Annotated in this window: 18 protein-coding genes; 7 read left to right on the plus strand and 11 right to left on the minus strand. The window is 72.5% G+C overall.

Features of this window, described 5'->3' with window-relative positions:
* Positions 1–2 precede the first annotated feature (2 nt).
* From ACIRJR_RS30045 to ACIRJR_RS30060, 4 genes are all read right to left on the minus strand, one after another.
* Positions 3–659, minus strand: a complete 657-nt coding sequence (locus ACIRJR_RS30045; RefSeq protein WP_403786381.1) for a SurA N-terminal domain-containing protein — start codon at positions 657–659, stop codon at positions 3–5.
* A 168-nt stretch (positions 660–827) separates the two neighbouring features.
* Positions 828–2,384: a protein kinase gene (locus tag ACIRJR_RS30050; protein WP_403786383.1), complete on the minus strand. Its 1,557-nt coding sequence runs from the start codon at positions 2,382–2,384 to the stop codon at positions 828–830.
* The gene (locus ACIRJR_RS30055; protein WP_403786385.1) at positions 2,381–3,040 is read right to left on the minus strand and encodes a hypothetical protein; all 660 of its coding nucleotides are present in this window, start codon (positions 3,038–3,040) and stop codon (positions 2,381–2,383) included. Before ACIRJR_RS30055 ends, ACIRJR_RS30050 begins: the two co-directional genes overlap by 4 nt.
* Before the next feature lie 98 nt (positions 3,041–3,138).
* Positions 3,139–5,241 (minus strand): N-6 DNA methylase, encoded by a 2,103-nt coding sequence (locus ACIRJR_RS30060; protein WP_403786387.1) that lies wholly within the window; start codon positions 5,239–5,241, stop codon positions 3,139–3,141.
* A gap of 196 nt (positions 5,242–5,437) precedes the next feature.
* On the opposite strand from ACIRJR_RS30060, the gene ACIRJR_RS30065 reads away from it, so the two are divergent.
* Positions 5,438–6,244 (plus strand): DUF4352 domain-containing protein, encoded by an 807-nt coding sequence (locus ACIRJR_RS30065; protein ID WP_403786389.1) that lies wholly within the window; start codon positions 5,438–5,440, stop codon positions 6,242–6,244.
* Positions 6,245–6,613: 369 nt separating this feature from the next.
* Here ACIRJR_RS30065 and ACIRJR_RS30070 read toward each other — a convergent pair whose 3' ends face one another.
* The 3 genes from ACIRJR_RS30070 to ACIRJR_RS30080 all read right to left on the minus strand — a co-directional run bounded on the left by ACIRJR_RS30070 (position 6,614) and on the right by ACIRJR_RS30080 (position 8,844).
* Positions 6,614–6,940, minus strand: coding sequence for a hypothetical protein (locus ACIRJR_RS30070; RefSeq protein ID WP_403786391.1), 327 nt, complete (start codon positions 6,938–6,940; stop codon positions 6,614–6,616).
* A gap of 60 nt (positions 6,941–7,000) precedes the next feature.
* A complete protein-coding gene (locus ACIRJR_RS30075) occupies positions 7,001–7,711 on the minus strand; it encodes an HNH endonuclease family protein (RefSeq protein WP_403786487.1) in 711 nt (236 codons plus the stop codon).
* Between the two features lie 266 nt (positions 7,712–7,977).
* Positions 7,978–8,844, minus strand: coding sequence for a hypothetical protein (locus ACIRJR_RS30080; RefSeq protein ID WP_403786393.1), 867 nt, complete (start codon positions 8,842–8,844; stop codon positions 7,978–7,980).
* 104 nt (positions 8,845–8,948) lie between these two features.
* Between ACIRJR_RS30080 and ACIRJR_RS30085 the strand changes: the two genes are divergently transcribed.
* Positions 8,949–9,557 carry a TetR/AcrR family transcriptional regulator gene (locus tag ACIRJR_RS30085; protein ID WP_403786395.1) on the plus strand — a complete coding sequence of 203 codons (609 nt, stop codon included), beginning with the start codon at positions 8,949–8,951 and terminating at the stop codon, positions 9,555–9,557.
* Here the strand turns inward: ACIRJR_RS30085 and mfd are convergent.
* Positions 9,535–13,065 (minus strand): transcription-repair coupling factor, encoded by a 3,531-nt coding sequence (gene mfd / locus ACIRJR_RS30090; protein WP_403786397.1) that lies wholly within the window; start codon positions 13,063–13,065, stop codon positions 9,535–9,537. The two genes, ACIRJR_RS30085 and mfd, sit on opposite strands and share 23 nt — an antisense overlap.
* A gap of 181 nt (positions 13,066–13,246) precedes the next feature.
* On the opposite strand from mfd, the gene ACIRJR_RS30095 reads away from it, so the two are divergent.
* Both ACIRJR_RS30095 and ACIRJR_RS30100 read left to right on the plus strand, forming a co-directional pair.
* Entirely contained in the window at positions 13,247–13,489 is a 243-nt protein-coding gene (locus ACIRJR_RS30095) for a type II toxin-antitoxin system Phd/YefM family antitoxin (protein ID WP_403786399.1), read from the plus strand.
* Positions 13,489–13,863 carry a type II toxin-antitoxin system VapC family toxin gene (locus tag ACIRJR_RS30100; RefSeq protein ID WP_403786401.1) on the plus strand — a complete coding sequence of 125 codons (375 nt, stop codon included), beginning with the start codon at positions 13,489–13,491 and terminating at the stop codon, positions 13,861–13,863. The genes ACIRJR_RS30095 and ACIRJR_RS30100 overlap by 1 nt, the downstream gene beginning before the upstream one ends.
* Positions 13,864–13,946: 83 nt before the next feature.
* Here the strand turns inward: ACIRJR_RS30100 and ACIRJR_RS30105 are convergent, their stop codons facing one another.
* Positions 13,947–16,529 carry an ABC transporter permease gene (locus tag ACIRJR_RS30105; protein ID WP_403786403.1) on the minus strand — a complete coding sequence of 861 codons (2,583 nt, stop codon included), beginning with the start codon at positions 16,527–16,529 and terminating at the stop codon, positions 13,947–13,949.
* Positions 16,526–17,314, minus strand: coding sequence for an ABC transporter ATP-binding protein (locus ACIRJR_RS30110; RefSeq protein WP_403786405.1), 789 nt, complete (start codon positions 17,312–17,314; stop codon positions 16,526–16,528). Before ACIRJR_RS30110 ends, ACIRJR_RS30105 begins: the two co-directional genes overlap by 4 nt.
* Before the next feature lie 416 nt (positions 17,315–17,730).
* On the opposite strand from ACIRJR_RS30110, the gene ACIRJR_RS30115 reads away from it, so the two are divergent.
* The 3 genes from ACIRJR_RS30115 to ACIRJR_RS30125 all read left to right on the plus strand — a co-directional run bounded on the left by ACIRJR_RS30115 (position 17,731) and on the right by ACIRJR_RS30125 (position 21,602).
* Positions 17,731–19,347 carry an MFS transporter gene (locus ACIRJR_RS30115; RefSeq protein ID WP_403786407.1) on the plus strand — a complete coding sequence of 539 codons (1,617 nt, stop codon included), beginning with the start codon at positions 17,731–17,733 and terminating at the stop codon, positions 19,345–19,347.
* Positions 19,348–19,491: 144 nt separating this feature from the next.
* Positions 19,492–19,998 carry a DUF485 domain-containing protein gene (locus ACIRJR_RS30120; protein WP_403786409.1) on the plus strand — a complete coding sequence of 169 codons (507 nt, stop codon included), beginning with the start codon at positions 19,492–19,494 and terminating at the stop codon, positions 19,996–19,998.
* A 26-nt stretch (positions 19,999–20,024) separates the two neighbouring features.
* Complete coding sequence (locus ACIRJR_RS30125; protein ID WP_403786489.1) at positions 20,025–21,602, plus strand: cation acetate symporter; 1,578 nt, start codon at positions 20,025–20,027, stop codon at positions 21,600–21,602.
* 10 nt (positions 21,603–21,612) lie between these two features.
* Here the strand turns inward: ACIRJR_RS30125 and ACIRJR_RS30130 are convergent, their stop codons facing one another.
* Complete coding sequence (locus ACIRJR_RS30130; protein WP_403786411.1) at positions 21,613–22,512, minus strand: cellulose-binding protein; 900 nt, start codon at positions 22,510–22,512, stop codon at positions 21,613–21,615.
* Between the last annotated feature and the right edge of the window lie 114 nt (positions 22,513–22,626).

The following is a 22,626-nucleotide window of genomic DNA, read 5'->3' on the forward strand; positions in this document are numbered from 1 at the left end:
GGTCAGGCCCCCGCCTCGGGCTCCTGCCCCTGGAAGGTGGTGACCTGTGTGATCCACGGCGTCTTGTACGTGCTGAGCTGGACCTTCTGGTCGTCCCAGCTGCCGAAGCGCGGGTTGACGTCGATGTGGAGCGCCTTCGACGCCGCGGTGAGCGCCTTGCCCACGGCCTGCTGGCCGGCCGGCGTCTGCAGGTCCGCGCCGAGCGCCAGTGCGAGCTTCGGGAGCTGGACCTCCTTGCGCAGGTCCTCCTCGATCTGGCCGGGGGCGACCCAGCGCTGCTCCAGCATGACCGTCCGCAGGCCCTTGTCCCCTCCGGACTGCGAGGCGGCCGCCGTGTGGATCTGCTGGATCTCCTTGCGGCTGACGCTCACCCCGGCGTCCTTCGCGGCCCGGTCGAGGACCCGTCCGAAGATCAGGCTGTGCAGCTTGGCGCGGTTCAGCTGGCCGGACTTCTTCACCAGCTCCTCGGACTGCCCCGACGTCCGCTGGGCGCTGCGCACGTCCGACGCCTGCTGCTGGACCGTGGCCACGTCGATCCGGTCGCCGCCGACCACTGCGGCGGCACCGGGATGGGCCTCGCTGCCGCAGGCGGTCAGGAGCGGCGCCGCGACGAGCGTGGCGGCGGAGAGGGCGAGCGCGGTGCGACGTCGGCGGTGCAAAGGAGCCTCCCGGGGAGAGTTTGTGCATCAGTGCACAAAGCCTTGCGGTGATCGATGTTAGGCAGTGGACGTGATTCGGGCCACTGCTTCGACCAACGATTTCCGGACCGGTGAGTGTGGGGTCACGGACGAAATCCCGCCCGGCTCACCCTTTTCGGCCTCCCCGGCTCACACCGAGCCGCGTACGTCCTGGTGGTGGGTCAGTTGCCGGCGGAGCTCCGTGGGGAGCGGGTGGTGGGGGCCGTAGGTGCGCTCCGTGTCGTACAGGAGGGCCTGCAACTGGGCGCGGCCCGCCGCGTGGTCGCCCATCCCGAGCAGGAGGTGGCCGATCCGGTGCCGGATGTCGAAGGCCCGGCCGGGACCGGTGGAGGTGGCATAGCCGTTCTCGTAGGAGGGGAGGACGGCCCGGTACTCGGCGAGCGCGGCGGCCGCCTCACCGAGCTGCTCCAGGCACTGGGCGGCGTCGTAACGGAACTGCAGGGCCTGGGGATCGGCCGGCCCCGCCTCCGCCGCGCGGTCGTCGGCGAGGCGGCGGAGCTCGGGGAGGGCGCGGCGGTACTGGCCGTCGTCCATCAGCGTGGCCGCGTACTGCTTGCGCAGGATCCGCACCACCGGCGAGTGCTCGCCGTGCTCCGCGGCGGCGGCCGGCAGGATCCCCCCGAGGATGTCGACGGCCTGGGTGATACGGCCCTCGCCGAGCAGCCGCTTGACGTCGTCCACGGCTCGGGCCACGTTCGGCCGGGAGGGCCGCTCCTGGGGCGCGGCGGGCGCCTGCTGCGCCGGGACGGGCGCGGGCGCCGGGACGGCCGCCCGGTCGGGCCAGGGCGCGTGCGGGCGGAGGAAGGGCCGCGTCGGGTCGAGCGGACCGGACGGTGCCCCGCCGGCGGGCAGCAGGGGCCGCAGGGACTCGTAGACCTCCTGGGCGGAGGCGGGGCGGTGCTGCGGGTCCTTGGAGAGCAGTCGCAGGACGAGCGCTTCGAGCGCCTCCGGGACCTCGGGGCGGAGATGGCGGACCGGGAGGGGCGGCTCGTAGAGATGGCGGTGCAGGACTCCCAGGGCGGTGGACCCGGCGAACGGCACGTCACCGCTGAGGAGTTCGTGCAGGAGCACACCGAGCGCGTACAGGTCGGTGTAGGGACCGACCGCTCCGCCCATGGCCTGTTCGGGCGCCATGTAGGCGGGGGAGCCGATCGGTGAGCCCGTGTGGGTCAGACGGGTCGTGTCGGTGTCCATGACGGAGGCGATGCCCAGATCGAGCACCGTCACGGTGCCGTCGGGCTTCACCATGGCGTTGCGGGGCTTGAGGTCGCGGTGGACGATCGGGACGGCGTGCACGGCGGAGAGCACCGCGCACAGCTGGGCGGCGACGGCGACGGCCCACGGCCACGGATAGGGGTCGTGCTCGGCGAGGTGGTCGGCGAGGTCGGCGCCCTCGACGTACTGCATGACGAGATAGAGGTCCTCGCCGTCGCTCCCCGCGTCATGGACGGTGACCAGGCCCGGGTGGTCGACCTGCGCGGTGACCCGGCACTCGCGGACGAAGCGGCGGCGCAGATCGTCGGCCGCCGCACTGCCGGAGGGGCCCGCGACCCGGTCGGGGCGCAGGAGCTTCACCGCGACCCTGCGGTCGAGGCGCTGGTCGTACGCCGTCCAGACCTGGCCCATGCCGCCCTGGCCGAGAATGGTCGCCAGCTCGTAACGTCCGGCGATGACACGCCCGTTCACCGGCCGTCACCCTCCTTGCGGAGGTAGTCGCTCAGCTCGTCGAGCTCGGCGCGCACCTGGTCGAGGCGCTGAGGCCCGGTCGCCCCCGGAGCGTCCGAGGGGGGCGGGGGAACGGAGCCCTGCCGGGGGGCGGGCGGGTAGCCGTAGGACGGGGCGGGGGGCGTCGACGGGGCGGGCACGGCCTGCGGCGGCGCGTACCCACCGGACCGGGCCGGGGACGCTCCGGGGTGCTGCCCGCCGTACGGACCGGCGTAGGGCCCGGCGGTGTAGGGACCCGCCTGGGCCCCTGTCCGTGCGTCGCCGTACGGGCCGAAGTGCCGTATCTCCGCGTACAGGTAGTAGGTGACCGAGCCGACGAAGACGACCAGCATCCAGGACAGGGTGATGACCGCCTGCCCGTCCGTCATCACCTCTTCCTCCGGCGGCAACGATCCCAGATAGGCGATCAGCCCGATGTTCAGGGCCAGGACGAGGCCGAACAGCCACCAGTCGCGCTGTCTGCGCGTGACGATCGCCAGCCGCAGCATGGCCGCCCAGGCGAGGAGTCCGCAGCTCAGCAGGGCGAGCGCGACGAAGACCACGCGCAGGGTGACCAGCGTGGCCGAGGACGGACGACGCTTCGGCTGCTGCTCCGGCGGATAGCCGTAGCCGTGCATGTGCTGCTCCCGGAGGGCGTGGATCGGACGTGTGCAGTGAGCGTATACACCGACACGGACAACCGGTCCCGGGTTGTGCACAACCGTTGTGCTTCACGTCACTCCGGAGCGACAGTGCCGTCCGTGAGGCCGTCGTACATCCCCTGCACCAGCTGCCCGCCGAGCCGTCCCGCCTCGCGCAGGGCGTCCTCGAACGCCGCGAGGGCGCTGAACTGTTCGCCGTACCTGCGCTGTTCGGCCAGGGGCAGGCGTGGCACCTGGAGGCGGCGGGCGTCGAGCCGTGTCGCGGTGGAGGCGTAGCTGCTGGCCTGACGGCCGTTGGCGGTGCCGCGCAGGAATCCGGCGAGGAACCAGGGGTCCAGGGCGGCCGGGTCGGGGCGCAGCAACTGGAGGTTGCGTCCGAGCGCGGCACCGGCGGTGGCGTCGTCGACGACCCTGGCGACCGAACCGCCGCCCAGTACGGGCACGATGACGTCGCCCGCTTCCAGGAGGAGCGGTTCGCCGTCTGCGGGCGGGGCGGGCTGGGCGGGTGTCCCGCTGGGGGCCGTGCCCGCGAGGACGTCGTGTTCGGTGAGCACCGGTCCGGTGCCCGCGCCGGTGCCCGACCGCAGCTGCAGGGCGCCGGCGCGGGCCAGTTCGCCGACCGTGGTGAAGGGCCGTCTGGCGGGTTCGCCGGGGACGGCGGGCGGCGGGGTCAGCCGGGTGGTCAGTCTCAGGGTGCCGTCCAGCCGTTCCCGCACTCGGGTCAGTTCGGCCGCGCCGCCGCCCGCGGCCGGTGGCGGCAGGTGGCGGGCGGGGGCCAGGTCCACGTCGTCGTCGAGGAGTTCGATGACGGGGACGGCCCGGCTGGCCCCTGGGCGCTCCTCGACGGGTTCGCGGCGCCCCGGCGCGTCGAAGAGGCTCCACGCGTCGAGCACCGCACGTCGGACCGCCGGCCAGTCCAGCCGGTCACGGCCTGACGGGGCTCCGGCGGATTCGGGCTCCGCCGTGTCGACGAGCAGCAGTTCGGGCGCCGGGGACTGCTCGGCACCCGGCTTGCGCAGGACCCAGATGTGGAGCGGGACGCCGTACGGGGGCGCGGCGCCGGCCGGGAGCGCGACGACCGCGCGCAGGGCGCCGCGGCGGAGCAGGTCGGCGCGGATCCGGCGGCCCGAACGGCGGGAGGCTGCGGCCGGGGGCATCAGCACCACGGCGGTGCCGCCCTCGCGCAGGTGGGCGAGGGCGTGCTGGACCCAGGCGAGTTCGGACTCGGTGCGGGCCGGGAAGCCGTACTCCCAGCGCGGGTCGTAGGCCAGTTCGTCGTGACCCCAGTTGCGTTCGTTGAACGGCGGGTGGCAGAGCACCGCGTCGGCGGTGAGCTGGGGGAAGGCGTCGGCGCGCAGGGTGTCGCCGGTCCGGACGGCGAGCGTGAGGCGGCCTGTTCCGCTCCCCTCCGAGTGCAGGGCGAGCCGGAGGGCGGTGAGTGCGGACAGGTCCGGGTCGGCCTCCTGTGCGTACAGCGCCGTGGGCCGGCCGACGGCGCACAACAGGGCGCCTGTTCCGGCGGCGGGGTCGAGGACCGTCCGGGAGCCCCGCCTGCCTCCCTGCCTGGCGGTGTCCCTCTGCGGTTCGGCGAGGTCGGCCATCAGCTCGGCGAGGCCGGGGGGTGTGAGCGTGTACTGACGGGGGTTGGTGTCCAGCTGACGTCCGAAGAGGAAGTCGAACGCCTGCCGGGCGCCGGTCTCCGCCGCCAGGTCCGCGGCGGCGCGCAGCAGGGGTACGGACGGCAGGATCGCGGACTCCGTGGGGGTGGGGACCGCCCGTTCCGGACCGAAGCGGTCGCCGAGCACGTGATCGAGGGCCGCCGGCAGGACACCGGCCATCCGGGCGTCCGAGACGGCGGTGATCTCCAGCCAGGCGGTGGGTCTGTCCCGTACGAGCAGGAGGGCGCACCCGGCGTGGACGAGCGCGGTGACGGCACCGGCGGGGTGGCCGGCCAACTGCTGCCAGACGCGTTCCCGCAGGGGCACCTCGGCGAGCTTCCCCTGGTCCCGCAGCCACCGCTCGACCTCGGGGAGCGCGAAGGAGGGGCTGGCCTCGGTGCCCCCGACAGGTTTCGGGAAGTCGGCGTGCCGGCGGCGCCAGTTGCTGACCGCCGCGCGGCCCACTCCCGCGAGCCTGGCGATTCCGGCCGCGGTCACCTCTGTCGAGTCGTCCGGCACTGGCCTGTCTCCCGTTCCGCGCACGTCCGTGTCGCCTGCTGTGTGGGGGTGAGCATACCGATAGTGGCCCGCCATCCGTTCACACCGAATTCAGTGTTGACTCGGTTCACAGGCAATGGTCTTATTGACCCGTCGCACCACGGTGCGGCGCATCGAACCGCTCACAGTCCCGTTCTTCATCCGGAAGGGCACAGCCATGTCCCAGTACACACAGCCGCAGCAGCCGTACGCCCCCGCTCAGGCACCGGGCACCCGTCCCGCCCGCAACGGCCTCGGCATCTCCGCCCTCGTCCTCGGCATCATCGGGACGGTCTCGGGGCTGATCCCGCTGTTCTTCTGGCTCGCGGGGATCCTCGGCCTGATCGCCCTGATCCTGGGCCTGGCGGGGCGGGGACGGGTCAAGCGCGGGGAGGCCACGAACAAGGGCGTGACGACGTTCGGCGCGGTCCTGGGGCTGGTCGCGCTGATCCTGTCGGTGGTCGGAGCCGTCCTGACGTTCAAGGCCGTGGACGACGTGGTGGACGAGATCGACAAGGCGGTCGCGGAGAGCTCCGCCTCCGCGAAGCCGGCCGCCGGCGGCGGGGCGGCTGGCGGCACCGAGGGCAAGGGCGACGACGTCCTGAGAGCGGGTGACTCGGCCGCTTACGACGACGGGCTGGAGATCACCGTCAGCGCCCCGGCCCCGTACACCGCGAGTGAGTTCGCGATCGGCCACACCAAGGGGAACAGCGCCTACACGGTGTCGGTCGTCATCGAGAACAAGGGCAAGGAGAAGTTCGACGCGACGCTCGTCACCGTCGACGCCCGTGCCGGTGAGGACGGCGTGAACGCCGAGCAGATCTACGACGACAAGACCGGCGAGGGCTTCAGCGGCACGGTCCTGCCGGGCAAGAAGATCACGGCGAAGTACGCCTTCGACGCCCCGGCCGACGCGAAGAACCTGACCGTCGAGGTCGGCCCCGGCTTCGACTGGGACGCGAGCCAGTGGGAGCTGAAGCTCTGACACGACGGGCCGCGTGCGACGAAGGACCGCCCACCGCCAGGGCCGGCCACCCCCTCGGGGCGGGCCGGCCCCGCGGTCTCAGGCCGGCCGCGGTCTCAGGCCGGCCGGGGTCTCAGGCCGGCCGGGGTCTCAGGCCGGCCGGGGCCACACCACTCAGGCCGTCCGGGTCCACCCTCGGGCCGTCCGGTGCCACACCGGGCCGTCCGGCGCCCGGGCATCTCGGCCGGCGCTCCGGCCGGTTCGGGCCGCTCGGCGAGCATGGTGGTCTTCACGTCCATATGGCGACGCCGGAGACGCCGGCCCCCGCCGCCGACTCCTTCACGGGCGGCCGACGCGAACCCTGACGCCTCCCCACGCGCTCCGGCATCCTCACGACAAGGTGAGGGCGATGAGCACCCCCGTCGGCACCAGGGTCAGCAGCGCGCCGGCCGGCCAGTACACGAGGGGATCCATGGCCGACCTGCGTCCCACTGGCTCGTTGGCCAGCCACCAGATGATCCCGAACACCGCCCACACCGGCACGGCGATGACCAGCCACAGCATCATGCCGTCGTTCTCCGTCGGCTCCCGCTGGGTCACGCCGGCGTTCGCGAGCGGACCGTTCGCCAGGATGTACCAGACCAGCCACCAGGGAACGATGCCCGGCACCCCGAGCAGAAGATTCGCCCCCACGGCCGTCAGCCGCCACTTCCACATCCGCCCAGTATCCACACGCCCGGCCCGGTCCAGCACCGCGGCCCGGGAACGGCCCGCGGCTCAACGGGCGGGCGCGTCCGTGGGGTTACCCCCCGCGACCAGCTTCTGGTCCGGACATCCGGCCAGCACCTTCTTCATGGCGCCCAGCTCGGCCTCGGTCACCCACAGCCCGTACTTCTTCTTCACCGAGACCTGCCCGGCCACGTAGTCACAGCGGTAGTCCTTGTTGGGCGGCAGCCACGTCGCGGTGTCGCCGTCCCCCTTGCTGCGGTTGGTGGACGAATCGGCCGCCACCAGATTCAGCGGGTCGTTGGCGAAGGCCCGCCTCTTGCCGTCGCTCCACTTCTGGGCACCCTTCTGCCAGGCGTCGGACAGGGCGACGAGGTGGTCTATGTCCACCTTGCTGCGCCCGCGTTCGAAGGTGACGCGCGTACCCGTGTACGGGTCGGGGTCGAGTACGCCGCTGAGGACCTTGCAGCCGTCGGAGTCCCGGGAGACGTCGTCGAGCTGCTTGGCGAGGATGTCGTCGCGGGTGCCGCAGCCGTTGTCGTCGGTGTCGGCCCAGGCGGACCCGAACTCCTCCCGCTCGTAACCGGTCTTCGGTGCCCGCCCCTTCACCGTGAGACCTTCGGCCGCCTTCAGCGCGCTGCCGGCGGCCGCCGGGGCCGCGGCCCCGGAGGACTGCCCGGATTCGGGCAGGTCCAGGCCCTCGCACCCGGTCAGGGCCCAGGAGCCGGACAGGGCCACGGTCGCGAGGGAGAGAAGGCGCAGGCGGTTTCGGGAGCTCACTGTACGAAGAGGCGTCACAGCGAACCAGGTTAGGGGCCTGGCGCGCCTCGCGACACGGGGCGAGAGAGGACGGGCTCACCCGACGCGCTCACCCGCACCCCCGGATCACCCCTGCGCCCGGCAGCCGGGGCCCCCGCCGGAACCAGGGCGCGGGCCCGTCCGGGCCCCCCCAGCGGAACCGGGCCGCCGGGCCGGACCAGGCCGCCGGGCCGGACCAGGCCGCGGGCCGGAACCGGGCCGCCGGGCGCTCACACCTTCCCGATGCCCAGCGTCGTCTCGGACGGCAGCAGTCCCGAGCCGATCACCCCCACCCAGACCGGCCCCAGCAGTTCCACGAGCCGCTCCCGCTCGTCCGGGCCGAGCACGGCCCAGGGCGCCGACGCGCTCTCGTCCGTGCGCCGTTCGACCTCCGCGCGCAGCGCCCGCCCGGCGACCGTGGCCGTCCCGTCCGCCTCCAGCAGCCCGCGCTCCGCCAGTCGGCCACGGGCGGCCTCCCACTCGGCCGCGCTCCATCCCCGGCTCTCGAACACCTCCGGGCGGGCGGCGCCGACCGCCGCGAAGGAGACCAGCGACTCCACCGGGTCCAGGCCCGCCGCCTCGAGCGCCGCGACATGACCGTCCCCCCGGTGCTCCCGCAGGATCGTCGCGGCGTGCCAGAGCACCAGATGCGGCGCGTCCGGCCAGGACAGGGCCGCGTTGGCCGCGGCGAGCGGACGTCCGGTCACGTCCGCGGCCGATGCCACGCGCCGCGCGAGGGCAGCGGCCCCGGCGAACTCAGGGCCGTCGACGCGGTCGCCGAAGAGGGCGCGGTAGGCCCGGTCGACCGCCCGCGCCCTGGCCGCGAGCACCTCGTCCGGGGCGGCCACGGACCAGCCCGCCGGGACGTACGCGCCGGTCATCGCCGGGCTGAAGCTGTGGAACACCCCGGTCACCCGGTCCGCCCCGACGGCTCCCAGCGGGGCGGCACGCCACGCGAAGTAGCCCGGCCAGCGCTCGTCCGTGGCGAGGCCCAGCGCGGCGGCCTCCTCGAAGGCCTCCGGCGCGTAGTAGACGACGGCGTGCAGTGGCTCCAGCAGATGCCACATCCTGCGTACGAACCCCAGTTCATCCGACATGCCGGCCTCCCGCGACCCCATCAATCTTGACAGCGACTAGATACCCAGAGTGCGCTCCGTCCACCAACTTGTCAATGACTAGATTCGGCGTACGGTTACGTGCCATGACCAGTGAGCGCACCTATCACCACGGCGACCTGCGGCGGGCCGTCCTCACCGCCGCCCTCGACGTCATCGCCGCCGACGGCCCCGACGCCCTGTCCCTGCGTGACCTGGCCCGCCGGGCAGGCGTCTCGCACGCCGCGCCCGCCCACCACTTCAAGGACCGCACCGGCCTGCTCACCGCGGTCGCCGCCGAGGGCTACACCCTGTTCGCCGACGCCCTGGCGCAGGCACCGGACCTGCGGGAGCGGGGCGTCGCCTACGTACGCTTCGCGACCGGGCACCCCGCGTACTTCCAGGTGATGTTCCGCCCCGAGCTCCACCGCGCCGACGACCCCGGCCTGCTCGCCGCGAAGGCGCGCGCCACCGAGGCGCTGCGCACCGGGGTCAGCGGCCTCTCCGACGCCGGCCGGGGCGACGACGCCCGGCTCGCCGGCATCGCCGCCTGGTCACTCGCCCACGGCTTCGCCACCCTGCTGCTCAGCGGCAACCTGGACGGCCCCGTCGACGGGCGGGACCCCGCCGAGGTGTTCCGCGTCCTCGCCGGACTCCTCTTCGGCGAACAGCCGCGGAGCCCGGCGAGCGGGCTTACGAGCCCAGAATCGTCGTGAGGAACTCCCCGGTCCACGAGAGGAGTTCGCGCCCCACCACCGGCTTCCCGCCGATCCGGCCGGCCGTCGGCCGCGGCACCAGGATCTGGTGGGCGCCCGGCTTGATGACCGTCTTCGGGTGGAGACGCTTCAGCCTCAGCTCCTGCGACTCCCGCAACTCCACCGGAGCGAAGCGGATGTTCGGCCCCTGGAGCACGATCTCGCCCACACCGCAGGCCCGGGCCAGCATCCGCAGGCCCGCCACCAGCAGGAGGTTCTCCACCGGCTCCGGCAGCTTGCCGTAGCGGTCGCCGAGCTCCTCGCGCACCGCCCTGATGTCCTCCTCCGAATTCGCGGAGGCGATCGCACGGTAGGCCTGGAGGCGCAGCCGCTCGCCCGGGGCGTAGTCGTGCGGGACGTGCGCGTCGACCGGGAGCTCGATCTTGACCTCCAGCGGCGGCTCCTCCTCGACGGAACCGTCCACCGCCGCCCGGTAGTCCGCCACCGCCTCGCCGACCATCCGGATGTACAGGTCGAAGCCGACACCCGCGATGTGACCGGACTGCTCGCCGCCGAGCAGGTTGCCCGCTCCCCGGATCTCCAGGTCCTTCATCGCCACGTACATGCCCGCGCCCATCTCGGTGTGCTGGGCGATCGTCGCCAGACGCTCGTGCGCCGTCTCCGTCAGCGGCTTCTCCGGCGGGTACAGGAAGTAGGAGTAGCCCCGGTCCCGGCCACGGCCGACCCGGCCGCGCAGCTGGTGCAGCTGGGAGAGGCCGAAGTTGTCGCCGCGCTCGACGATCAGCGTGTTGGCGTTGGAGATGTCGATGCCGGACTCGACGATCGTCGTGGACACCAGCACGTCGAACCTCTTCTCCCAGAAGTCGACGACGACCTGCTCCAGCTGGCTCTCGCCCATCTGCCCGTGCGCCGTCGCGATCCGTGCCTCCGGCACGATCTCGCGCAGCCGCGCAGCCGCCCGGTCGATGGACTCGACCCGGTTGTGGATGTAGAACACCTGGCCCTCACGCAGGAGTTCACGGCGCACGGCCGCACCGATCTGCTTCTCCTCGTACGGCCCGACGAACGTCAGGACGGGGTGCCGCTCCTCCGGGGGCGTCGTGATCGTCGACATCTCGCGGATGCCGGTCACAGCCATTTCGAGCGTACGGGGGATGGGTGTCGCCGACATGGTGAGCACGTCCACGTTGGCGCGGAGCTTCTTCAGCTGCTCCTTGTGCTCGACACCGAAACGCTGCTCCTCGTCGACGATGACCAGGCCCAGGTCCTTGAACTTCGTCTCCGACGAGAACAGCCGGTGCGTGCCGATGACCAGGTCCACGGACCCGTCCTTCAGCCCCTCCAGCGTCGCCTTCGACTCGGTGTCCGACTGGAAGCGGCTCAGCGCCCTCACGTTGACGGGGAACTGGGCGTACCGCTCGGTGAAGGTGCCGAAGTGCTGCTGCACGAGGAGCGTCGTGGGCACCAGGACGGCGACCTGCTTGCCGTCCTGGACCGCCTTGAAGGCCGCCCGCACCGCGATCTCCGTCTTGCCGTAGCCGACGTCGCCGCAGATCAGCCGGTCCATCGGGACCGACTTCTCCATGTCCTCCTTGACCTCGGCGATCGTGGACAGCTGGTCGGGCGTCTCCGCGTACGGGAACGCGTCCTCCAGCTCGCGCTGCCACGGGGTGTCCGGGCCGAAGGCGTGGCCGGGGGCGGCCATCCGCGCCGAGTACAGCTTGATCAGGTCGGCGGCGATCTCCTTGACCGCCTTCTTGGCCCGCTGCTTCGTCTTCGTCCAGTCGGCGCCGCCCAGCCGGTGCAGGGTGGGGGCCTCCCCGCCGACGTACTTCGTGACCTGCTCCAGCTGGTCGGTCGGGATGTAGAGGCGGTCGCCGGGCTGGCCGCGCTTGGCGGGGGCGTACTCGACGAGGAGGTACTCGCGGGTCGCGCCCTGCACGGTGCGCTGCACCATCTCGATGTACCGGCCCACGCCGTGCTGTTCGTGGACGATGTAGTCCCCCGCCTGGAGGGTCAGCGGGTCGACGGACTTGCGGCGGCGGGCCGGCATCCGCCCCAGGTCCTTGCTGGCGGTGCGCTGCCCGGTCAGGTCCGTCTCGGTCAGCACGGCCAGCTTCAGGGCCGGGTCGACGAAGCCGTTGTCGATGGCGCCGCACGAGACGTGGACGAGCGACGGCGTGATCTCGGCCAGGTCCTGGTCGAGACGGGCGGCAATGCCCTCGCCGCCGAGCACCTCCACGGTGCGGGAGGCGGGCCCCTGCCCCTCGGTGACGTACACCGTGCGCCAGCCGTCGGCGAGCCATCCCTTGGTGTCGGCGAGCGCCCTGGCCGTGTCCCCGCGGTACGTCTCCGGCGCGCGCATCCCGAGCTTCAGGGTGTCGTCGTCGACCTCGTCGCCGGCGGCGAAGGGAGCCACCGACCACCACATCATGCCCAGCTCGCGGGCCCGGTCGCGGACGTCGGCGATGCCCCGCAGGGAGGCCGCGCCGACGTCGATCGGGGCCTCGCCGCCGCCCGCGGTGGCCGCCCAGGACGCCTGGAGGAACTCCTGGCTGGTCGCGACGAGATCCGCCGCCCTGGTCCGCACCCGCTCCGGGTCGCAGACCAGCGCCATGGATCCCTTCGGCAGGACGTCGAGCAGCAGCTCCATCTCGTCGACGAGCACCGGGGCCAGGGACTCCATGCCCTCGACCGCGATGCCCTCCGCGATCTTCCCGAGCAGCTCGCCCAGCTCGGGGTGCGCCTCCGCGAGGGCCGCGGCCTTCTCACGCACCTCCTCGGTGAGCAGCAGCTCACGGCAGGGCGGGGCCCACAGCCCGTGCTCGGCGACCTCCAGCGACCGCTGGTCGGCGATCTTGAAGTAGCGGATCTCCTCGACGTCGTCGCCCCAGAACTCCACCCGGAGGGGGTGCTCCTCGGTCGGCGGGAAGACGTCCAGGATGCCGCCGCGCACGGCGAACTCGCCGCGCTTCTCGACCAGTTCAACCCGGGCGTACGCCGCTGCCGCGAGGGCGTCCACGACCTCGCCGAGATCCGCCGTCTGCCCGCTCCTCAGCGCGACGGGCTCCAGGTCTCCGAGGCCCTTGACCTGCGGCTGGAGCACGGAGCGGACCGGCGCGACGACCACGCTGACCGGACCGGTCTCCGGGTCGTCCGGCCGCGGGTGCGCGAGCCGGCGCAGCACCGCGAGACGGCGGCCGACGGTGTCCGAGCGGGGCGAGAGCCGCTCGTGGGGCAGGGTCTCCCAGGAGGGGAACTCCGCCACGGTGTCGGGGGGCAGCAGGGTCCGCAGCGCGGCCGCCAGGTCCTCGGCCTCCCGGCCGGTCGCGGTGACTGCGAGCACCGTACGCCCGGCGTCCCGGGCCAGGGCGGCCACGGCGAAGGGGCGCGCGGCGGGCGGCCCGACCAGGTCGACATGGGCCCGGTGGCCGTCGGAGGCGGCCTTCACCGCTTCGGAGAGCGCCGGGTCGGTGACGACGACATCCAGCAGACCGTGCAGGCTCATGAAGGTTCCGTCCGGTGGGGCGAGTGAGCAACGCGAAGGACCCGACACGTGGGACGGGCCGGGGTCTCCAGCGTACGACGCCGGTGTGTCACCCGCGCGAGGGAACGCCGTTGTCCGGACGGCGGCAGCGGGGCTAGCCTTAGTCCGGTATCTAGTCCACCTGTGGCCCTGTGAGGCAGTCATGGAAGCAGCCCGGCAGTACAACGTGCACGAGGCCAAGACCCACTTCTCGCGCATACTGCAGCAGGTCGAGACCGGCGAGGAGGTCGTGATCAGCCGGGCCGGGGAGCCCATCGCGAGGGTGGTGCCCCTTCATCCGAAGGTACGGCGGACCGGTCGCGGCTCCCTCCGAGGGCAGATCCACATCCCCGACGACTTCGACGAACTTCCGGACGACATCGCCGACGCCTTCGGGATGCGCTGATGCGCCTTCTGCTGGACACCCATGTCGCCCTGTGGTGGCTCGACGACTCCCCTGAACTCTCCGACGAGCTCAAGGACCTGATCGACACGGAGCCCGCCGTGTATCTCAGTGCCGCGACTCCATGGGAAATCGCCATCAAGCAGTCCGCCGGGAAGCTCGCGGGGCCCGACGACCTGGCTGAGCGAGTCCGCGACTGCCAGCTGACCGGCCTGGCGATCACTGCGGGGCACGGCGTCAAGGCCGGCCGCCTCCCCCCGCTCCACCGTGACCCCTTCGACCGCGTCCTCGTCGCCCAGGCCCAGACGGAGGGGCTGACGATCGTCACCCGCGACAAGTGGATCCCCCAGTACGACGTGCCGGTCATGCACGCCTGACGGAGGCAGCGGGACACGAAACGGCCCCGGGACGTCTGGAGGAACGTCCCGGGGCCGGAGCAGTCATCCTACGGCGGGCACTGTCACCCGTCCGTGGCGATCGCGTTCAGGACGTTCATCCGGCCGGCCCGGAAGGCCGGGACCAGGGCGGCGAACAGTCCGACGAAGGCCGAGGCGACGAAGACCGTGAGGATCGTCGGCCACGGGATCTCCAGGACACCGAGTCCCTCCAGCGCCAGGAGCTTCTGCGCGGAGGTGCCCCAGCCCATCCCCAGGCCGAGTCCGAGCAGCGCGCCGAACAGGGCGATGACGACGGACTCCAGCCGGATCATGCGCCGCAGCTGACGGCGGGAGAGGCCGATCGCCCGCATCAGGCCGATCTCGCGGGTCCGCTCGACCACCGACAGGGCGAGGGTGTTCACGACCCCGAGCACCGCGACGATGATCGCCAGGGCGAGCAGGCCGTACACGATGTTCAGCAGCTGGCCGATCTGGTCCTTCAGGTCCTCCTTGAAGTCGGCCTGGTTCTGCACCTTGTACTGCGGGTACGGGGCGAGCGCGCTCTTGAGGGCGGCGTAGGCCTCCTTCTCCTTGCCGTCCTGCGCCCCCGCGAACATGAGCAGGTTCCCGGGCATCCGGTCGGCGGTGACGTGACGCTCGGCGGTGGTGACGTTGATGTACTTCGCACCCCGGTCGACGTTCGTGTCGTCGGAGGTGATCGCGGCGACCTTCAGCTTCGCGGTGTCGCCGGCCTTGAAGGCGACGGTGAGCTCGTCCCCGACCTTGATCCTGTGCAGGGTGGCGTAGTCCGATCCGACCGACATGGCGTTCTCGCCGTACGCCTTCGCCAGGTCGCCGGCGACGGTCTCGCGCCGCAGGTCCTGCGGGTAGGTCGGGTCGGCGGCGGTGACGTCCTCGTCCACGGTCGAGCCGTCGGGGTTGGTGAGCTTCGCCGCGAGGACCTTGTAGTCCGTGACGTGCTCGATGCCCGGCACCTTCTCGACGGCCTCGGCGGCCTGCGGCACGAGGAGCTGACCGGTGCCCGACTGGACGATGAAGTCCGTACCGACCGACTTGTCGAGTTCCTCGGTGGCCGAGGCGACCATGGAGGAGCCGACGACCGAGAGGCACGCCACCAGCGCGAGGCCGATCATCAGTGCCGCGCCGGTCGCTCCCGTACGCCGGGGGTTGCGCAGCGCGTTGCGCTCCGCCAGCCGCCCGACCGGGCCGAACAGCCGCAGGACGACGACGCCGAGCACCCGCACGACCACGCCGGCCAGCAGCGGGCCGATCACGATGAATCCGATGAGGGTGAGGACCACGCCCAGGCCGAGGTAGAGCGAGCCCTCGCTCGCCTCGTCCACCCGTGTCGCGGCCCACAGACCCGCGGTGCCGGCACCGGTGAGGACCAGGCCGAGAGCGGCCCTGATCCAGCCGGACCTGGCGTCCGCCGGGGTCCCCGCGTCGCGCAGGGCGGCCATCGGGGAGACCTTGCCGGCCCGGCGGGCCGGGACGTACGCGGCGAGGACGGTGACGACGATGCCGAGCACCAGCCCGGTCACCGGCGTGGTCCAGGCGACGGTGAGGTCCTTGGTGGACAGCTCCATGCCCACGGCGCCCATGAGCTTCATCAGCCCGACGGCGAGGCCGATGCCGGCGCCGACCCCCAGGACCGATCCGACGATGCCCAGGAGCACCGCCTCGACCAGCACGGACCGGTTGACCTGCTTGCGGCTGGAGCCGATGGCCCGCATCAGGCCGATCTCACGGGTGCGCTGGGCGACCAGCATGGAGAAGGTGTTGACGATCAGGAAGATGCCCACGAGGAAGGCGATCCCGGCGAACCCGAGCATCGCGTACTTCATGACGTCCAGGAAGGACCCCATGGAGTCCTTGCCCGCGGCCGCCGCCTCGTCCTGGGTCTGCAGCTTGTAGGCGGCCGTACCGCCCAGAGCCGCGGCGACGTTCTTCTTCAACTCGGTGTCACCGACACCGGGTTCGGCCGTGACCGAGATGTGGGTGAAGACACCGGGGGCGCCCAGCAGCTTCTGCTGCGCGGTGGCGGTGTCGAGGTAGACGACGGCCGCGCCGGGGTTGGTCACGGTGAACGAGGCGATCCCGGTGATCCTCGCCTCGATGTCGCCGGTGACGGAGATGGTGCGCACCTCGTCGCCGAGCTTCAGGTGGTGCTTCTCCGCGGTGTCGGCGTCGATCATGGCCTCGGTCGGTCCGCGCGGGGCGTGGCCGGAGGTGATCTCCATCGACCGCAGGTCGTTGTCGGTCCAGTTGCCGGCGATGGTCGGGGCTCCGGTGTCGGACCCGAGGTTCTTGTTGTGGCCGTCGACGAGGGTGACGGCCATGCTGGTGACCGCGCCCTCGGCCTTCTTCACCCCGTCCGCGCCGGCGACCTCGGTCACGACGGACGCGGGGAGCGCCTCGGGCTTGCCGTTCTCGGGGAGGTCGTCGGCGCCGGCCGCCTTCTTCGGGCTGACCGTGACGTCGGCGGACGTCGCCGCGAACAGCTTGTCGAAGGTGGTGTTCATGGTGTCGGTGAAGACGAGCGTGCCGCAGACGAACGCCACCGACAGCAGGACGGCGACGGCGGAGAGCGCCATCCGCCCCTTGTGCGCGAGGAAGTTGCGCATCGAGGTCTTCCAGACGGTCATGAGGTCCGCCCGCGTGCGTCGAAGTCCTTCATCCGGTCCAGCACCTGCTCGGCCGTCGGGTTCTTCATCTCGTCGACGATCGATCCGTCCGCGAGGTAGAGGACCCGGTCCGCGTAGGAGGCGGCCACCGGGTCGTGGGTGACCATGACGATGGTCTGTCCGAGCTCGTCGACGGACCTGCGCAGGAAGGACAGCACCTCGGCTCCGGCACGCGAGTCCAGGTTCCCGGTGGGCTCGTCACCGAAGATGATCTCGGGCCGTGCGGCGAGCGCGCGGGCAACCGCCACACGCTGCTGCTGACCGCCGGAGAGCTGCGTGGGCCGGTGCTTCAGGCGCTCGGCGAGACCGACGGTCTCCACGACCTGCCGCAGCCAGTCGGCGTCGGGCCGACGGCCCGCGATGTCCATCGGCAGCGTGATGTTCTCGATCGCGTTGAGCGTCGGGAGCAGGTTGAACGCCTGGAAGATGAAGCCGATCCGGTCCCGGCGCAGCTGCGTGAGCTTCTTGTCCTTGAGACCGGTGATCTCGGTGTCCGCCAGGTGGATCTGACCGGAGGTCACCGTGTCCAGCCCCGCCAGGCAGTGCATCAGGGTCGACTTGCCGGACCCGGACGGACCCATGATCGCCGTGAACTGCCCGCGGACGATGTCCACATCGACGTGGTCGAGTGCCACGACCCGGGTCTCGCCCGCCCCGTACGCCTTGACGACCTGCCGCGCCCGCGCTGCGACGGCCGTACGCCCTCCAGTGTCCCCGTGCCTGGGAATGCTTACAGCCGTTGTCACGGTTTTTCTCCTATGTCGGTCGATGCACGGACGTCTCTGTGTACGTTCCGAGTCTCGGTGGCGAAGGGGGTCGAGCGCAGTGGTGCCCGGCGCAGTCTTCACGGGGGGTTTTCCCCACCCCGCCCCCTGCGGCCGACCGCATCCCCCGGTGTAGGACCACGGTAAGGAACGGGGCACCGCCCTCTCGTCCTCCGCCGGGAGGAACGCCCCCTGGGCCCTGCTACGGAGCTCCCCCTAGGGGTCCGGGCCGCCGGAGCGGGACCTGAGTAGGGGTTGCCGCGCTGCCGCCGGTCCTGCGGACCGCCCCCTCGGAGGCCGCTCGTGCCGCGGGCGTGACCGGTGCGGACACGGTCTCACCCCTCGGCCCGCGACTCCCGTACGGGCGCGGGCGGTGAGACAGTGTCCCCCGGAAATAGATGCATAGGGAAGGGACCCCCGTGGGCGGCACGGACGGCACCGGCGGTACGGAGAGCCCGGAAGTGGCGCAGGGGAAAGCCGCCCGGGACACGGCACGGGACACCGCGCGCGGCCGGCGCCCGGTCGCCGCCGCCCTCATGCTGGGCATGGGCCTCGCCGCCATCGACGGCACCATCGTCGCGACCGCCGTACCGCAGATCGTCGGCGACCTCGGCGGCTTCTCCGTGTTCTCCTGGCTCTTCTCCGGCTACCTGCTCGCCGTCACCGTCACCCTGCCGGTGTACGGGAAGCTCTCCGACACCTTCGGCCGCAAGCCCGTCCTGATCGCCGGCATCATCCTCTTCCTGGCCGGCTCCCTGCTCTGCGCCGCCGCCTGGAACATGGCCGCCCTCATCGCCTTCCGCGTCGTCCAGGGCCTCGGCGGCGGAGCCCTCCAGGGCACGGTGCAGACCATCGCCGCCGACCTGTACCCGCTCAAGGAACGGCCGAAGATCCAGGCGAAGCTGTCCACCGTCTGGGCCACCTCGGCCGTGGCCGGACCCGCCGTCGGCGGGCTCCTCGCCGCGTACGCCGACTGGCGCTGGATCTTCCTGATCAACCTGCCCGTCGGAGCCGTGGCGCTCTGGCTGGTGGTCCGTCACCTCCACGAGCCCGCCCGCCCCCGGCCCGGCACGCGCCCCCGCACCGACTGGGCGGGCGCCCTCGGCGTCTTCGCGACCGGCGCGCTCCTGCTGACCGCGCTCGTCCAGGGCGGCGTCGCCTGGCCCTGGCTCTCCGCCCCCTCGCTCGGCCTGTTCGGAGCGACCGCCGCGCTGGGCTGCCTCACGGTCCTGATCGAGCGGCGGGCCGCCGAGCCCGTCATCCCCGGCTGGGTCTGGCGGCGCCGCACGATCGCCTCGGTCAACCTCGCCCTCGGCGCCATGGGCCTGCTCATGGTCGCGCCGACCGTCTTCCTGCCGACCTACGCCCAGTCCGTCCTCGGGCTCGGCCCGATCGCCGCCGGGTTCGTCCTGTCCGTGATGACCCTGAGCTGGCCCGTCGCCGCCGCGCTCTCCGACCGCGTCTACAACCGCATCGGCTTCCGCCGCACCGCGATCACCGGCATGTCCGGCGCCCTGCTGGTCCTGCTCTGCTTCCCGCTGCTGCCCTACCCCGGCGCCGCCTGGCAGCCCGCCCTGCTCATGCTGCTGCTCGGCGCGACGCTCGGCCTCTTCCAGCTCCCGCTGATCGTCGGGGTCCAGTCGACGGTGGGCTGGGCCGAGCGGGGCACGACGACGGCGTCCGTCCTCTTCTGCCGCCAGGTCGGCCAGAGCCTCGGCGCGGCGCTCTTCGGCGCCGTCGCCAACGGTGTGCTCACCTCCGGACTGGCCTCCTCCCCCGCCCCGGGGCTCCCCGGCGACCTGGACGCGGTCTCGCACGCACTGGAGGACCCGGCGGCCCTCTCCGCCACGGCCGCGGACCACCTGCGGCGCGCCGTCGACACCGCCGTCGACCACGTGTTCACCGGCGCCGCGGGCGCCGCCGCGCTCGCCCTGCTGGTGCTCGTCGTCCTGGCGCCGCGCCGCTTCCCGGTCCTGGACGAGCACGAGAGCGCTTCCCACACACCGAAGGACTAGACAACTGGCGTGTTACCTGCGGTAGTTCGCCCGTATCCCTCCCCCATCGCGATACCCGCGAGTAACGTACGCGCTCCCGACAGCGCATCCGCGCACCTGCCTTGCAGTCCGTCCCCGGACCCGAACCATGCAAGGAGCACTGCCATGCCGCACCACTCGCAGCCACCCCCTCACCCACCCCGGCAGTCACAGCGCACCCACCACCCCACGCCACCCCCGTACCCCCGCGACTACCTCATGCCGTGGCAGAGCTCCCCGCCCCCGCCACCACCCCGCCCACCAGCCCCCTCGGCGAACTCCGCCCCCGCCCCCGGACACCACAGCGACCTGCGACGGCTGCGCACCGCCTACCGCCTGCTGCGCCGCGTCTCGACCCTCACCGCACTCGGCTACTTCACCCTGTTCCTCCTGCTGTCCGGCTACGCCCCCGCCCTGATGACCCGCCCCGTCGGCGACGGCGGACTCACCACCGGCCTCCTCCTCGGCCTGTGCCAGCTCCCCGTCACACTCGCCGCCGTCGCCGTCTACGAATGGACCGCCCGCCGCACCGTCGACCCGCTCAGCGCCGGACTCCGCGACCGGGCCGGCCGCCTCCACCCCGGCACCGGCGCCGTACCGGCCGAGGACCGCAGGACGGGAGCGGACCGGTGAACGGATTCGACGAGTCCGCCCAGACGATGTCCCTCACCGCGTTCATCGCAGTCGCCAGCATCACCCTGCTGCTCTGCGTCATGACCGGCCCCGACCGCGACGACCTCGACACGTTTTACACCGGCTACCGCACGCTCTCGCCCCTGCGCAGCGGCCTCGCCATCGCCGGCGACTACCTCTCCGCCGCCACCGTCCTCGGCACCACCGGAGTCATCGCCCTCACCGGTCACGACGGCCTCGTACTCGCCCTCAGCACGACTCTCTCCCTGGTCCTGCTGATGTTCCTGCTCGCCGAACCCCTGCGCAACGCGGGCCGGTTCACCATGGGCGACATGCTCACCCGGCGCGCACCCGACCGGGCCGCCCGCATCGCCTCCTGCGCCGTCACCCTCGCCGCCCTGCTGCCCCTGATGGTCGTCCAGCTCGCCGGCAGCGGAAACCTGCTCGCCTTCATCCTCGGCTTCGACAGCTCCGGATTCCGCACCGGATCGATCATCGCCCTCGGCGCCGTCATGATCGGCTACGCGGCCATCGGCGGGATGAAGGGCACCGCCCTGATCCAGATCATCAAGACCGTCGCCCTCCTCGGCGCGGGACTCCTCGTCTCCGTCCTCGTCCTCGACCGCTTCGACTGGGACACCGGCGCCCTCCTCCACGCCGCCGAGGCCGGCAGCGGGGCGGGCGGCGCCTACCTGCGCTCCGGCCTCCAGTTCGGCGGCAACGACCTCGACATGATCAGCTCCGAACTGACCGTCGTGCTCGGCGCCGCCTGCCTGCCCCACATCACCATGCGGATGACCAGCGTCCGCAGCGCACGGGCCGTCCGCCGCTCCCTCTCCTGGGCCGTCTGCGTCGTCGTCGGCCTCTGCCTCCTCCTCGCCGTCACCGGCTTCGGAGCCGCCGCCCTCGTCGGACACGACCGCATCACCGCCGCCGGAGCCCAGGGCAACAGCGCGATCCTCCAGGTCACCGGCGCCGTCGCGGGAGGCGGCGAGACCGGAGCACTCGTCGTCACCACCATGACCACGGCGATCTTCCTGACCCTGCTCGCCTCCGTCGCCGGAATGATCCTGGCCTGCGCCAACTCCCTCGCCCACGACCTCTTCGCCCACGGCCTGCCGACCGCCCGCCCCCTGCCCGGCCGCACCGAGATGGCCATCGCCCAGACCGCCGCCATCGGCGTCGGGGCACTGGCCGTCGCCCTCGCCGTCCTCGCCCGCCACTGGAACGTCCAGGCCCTGGTGACCCTTTCGTTCTGCATCGGCGCGTCCGCCATCGCACCGGCACTCGTCTACAGCATGTTCTGGCGCCGCTACACCCGCACCGGCCTGCTCTGCACCCTCATCGGCGGCACCGCCTGCGTACTCGTCCTCATCACCGGCACCGACCTCGTCTCCGGCTCCCCCGGATCCGTCTTCCCCCACCGCGACTTCAACTGGTTCCCGCTCACCACGACCGGCCTGGTCTCCATCCCCTTCGGCTTCCTGGCCGGCTGGCTCGGCAGCCTCCACGGACGGGACACGGACCCCACCGGACAACGCCGCCAGTACGAAGCCGTCGAACCCTGGATCCTCGCGGGGGCCCCACCAGCCGGGCGGCGCTGACCGCCCCGCCTCACTCCCCGGCAGGCCCCGCCACCGCGCGCCCCGTCAGCGCCGCCAGCGAATTGCGCACGTGCGTCATGTGCGCCTGCAGCTCCTCGCGGCCCTCCTCGTGCTCCCTCAGGACCCGCTCCGTCTCCCGCACCACACGCTCCCGCGCCATACCGGCCCCCGACAGCAGCTCCGCCGCCCGCGCCTCCGCGTCTTCCTGCCCGTGCCGTGCCGCCTCCTCCGCCTCCGCGAGCTCCCGCCGGGCCCGGGCGAGCAACTCCTCCCCGCGGGTCGTCAGACCGGACTCGTACTCCGACGCGGCGGCCTCCGCCCCGGCGATCTCCTCATCGGCCGCCTTCCCCCGCTCGGCGTGCTCCTGCTCCTGATGCGTCAGCACACCCGCCGTACGCCGGCGCGTCTGCGCCATCTCCGCCTCCGCGGCCGCACGGACCCCGCCGGCGTCCCGGCGTGCCTCCTCCACCAGCGCCCCGGCCGCGTCCCCCGCCGCCGCCAGCACCTCCTCCGCACGGGCCTCCGCCGCAGCCCGCACCTCAGCGGCCCGCTCACGCGCCGCCTCACGCGCCTGCCGGCCCGCCGAGTCCGCCGCGTCCCGCAGCCCCTGCGCCTCCTCCTGCGCCGCCCCCCTGACCGACTCCGCCTCGGCCTCGGCCAGCCCCAGGATCTGCCGCGCCCGCTCCCCCAGGGACTGGTACGTCTGCGGCGCGAGCGAGGCCACCACCTCGCCCAGCCGCGCCGACTCCTCCGCCAGCTCCTCCGCCGTCGCCGTCAGCCGGGACAGCCGGTCCAGGGCCGCGTCCCGCTCACCGGACAGCGAGGCCACCGCCCGGTCCACCTGTTCAGGACGGTAACCACGCCCCCGTACACCGACGAAACCGTGCGCGGACACCGGTCCACCACTCATCCCTGAAGCCCTCTTTCCCGCTCTCCGACGCCCCGACCGTCCAGCAATACGTCAAGGATGCGGCAATTCGCCCGGAAGTCGGAATCGATCAGTTGCATTCAGGACGGAAGCGAT

The sequence above is a fragment of the Streptomyces sp. NPDC102402 genome, assembly GCF_044765765.1.
In the GTDB taxonomy this organism is placed as follows: Bacteria; Actinomycetota; Actinomycetes; order Streptomycetales; family Streptomycetaceae; genus Streptomyces.

What these genes read in the sequence shown, in the direction of transcription:
- ACIRJR_RS30085 (WP_403786395.1), top strand. Translation starts at nt 8,949, where the DNA reads ATGACCAGTGAGCGCACCTATCACCACGGCGACCTGCGGCGGGCCGTC.
- ACIRJR_RS30095 (WP_403786399.1), top strand. Translation starts at nt 13,247, where the DNA reads ATGGAAGCAGCCCGGCAGTACAACGTGCACGAGGCCAAGACCCACTTC.
- ACIRJR_RS30055 (WP_403786385.1), bottom strand. Translation starts at nt 3,040, where the DNA reads ATGCACGGCTACGGCTATCCGCCGGAGCAGCAGCCGAAGCGTCGTCCG.
- ACIRJR_RS30125 (WP_403786489.1), top strand. Translation starts at nt 20,025, where the DNA reads ATGTCCCTCACCGCGTTCATCGCAGTCGCCAGCATCACCCTGCTGCTC.
- mfd (WP_403786397.1), bottom strand. Translation starts at nt 13,065, where the DNA reads ATGAGCCTGCACGGTCTGCTGGATGTCGTCGTCACCGACCCGGCGCTC.
- ACIRJR_RS30115 (WP_403786407.1), top strand. Translation starts at nt 17,731, where the DNA reads ATGCATAGGGAAGGGACCCCCGTGGGCGGCACGGACGGCACCGGCGGT.
- ACIRJR_RS30130 (WP_403786411.1), bottom strand. Translation starts at nt 22,512, where the DNA reads ATGAGTGGTGGACCGGTGTCCGCGCACGGTTTCGTCGGTGTACGGGGG.
- ACIRJR_RS30065 (WP_403786389.1), top strand. Translation starts at nt 5,438, where the DNA reads ATGTCCCAGTACACACAGCCGCAGCAGCCGTACGCCCCCGCTCAGGCA.
- ACIRJR_RS30080 (WP_403786393.1), bottom strand. Translation starts at nt 8,844, where the DNA reads ATGTCGGATGAACTGGGGTTCGTACGCAGGATGTGGCATCTGCTGGAG.
- ACIRJR_RS30100 (WP_403786401.1), top strand. Translation starts at nt 13,489, where the DNA reads ATGCGCCTTCTGCTGGACACCCATGTCGCCCTGTGGTGGCTCGACGAC.
- ACIRJR_RS30070 (WP_403786391.1), bottom strand. Translation starts at nt 6,940, where the DNA reads ATGTGGAAGTGGCGGCTGACGGCCGTGGGGGCGAATCTTCTGCTCGGG.
- ACIRJR_RS30120 (WP_403786409.1), top strand. Translation starts at nt 19,492, where the DNA reads ATGCCGCACCACTCGCAGCCACCCCCTCACCCACCCCGGCAGTCACAG.
- ACIRJR_RS30105 (WP_403786403.1), bottom strand. Translation starts at nt 16,529, where the DNA reads ATGACCGTCTGGAAGACCTCGATGCGCAACTTCCTCGCGCACAAGGGG.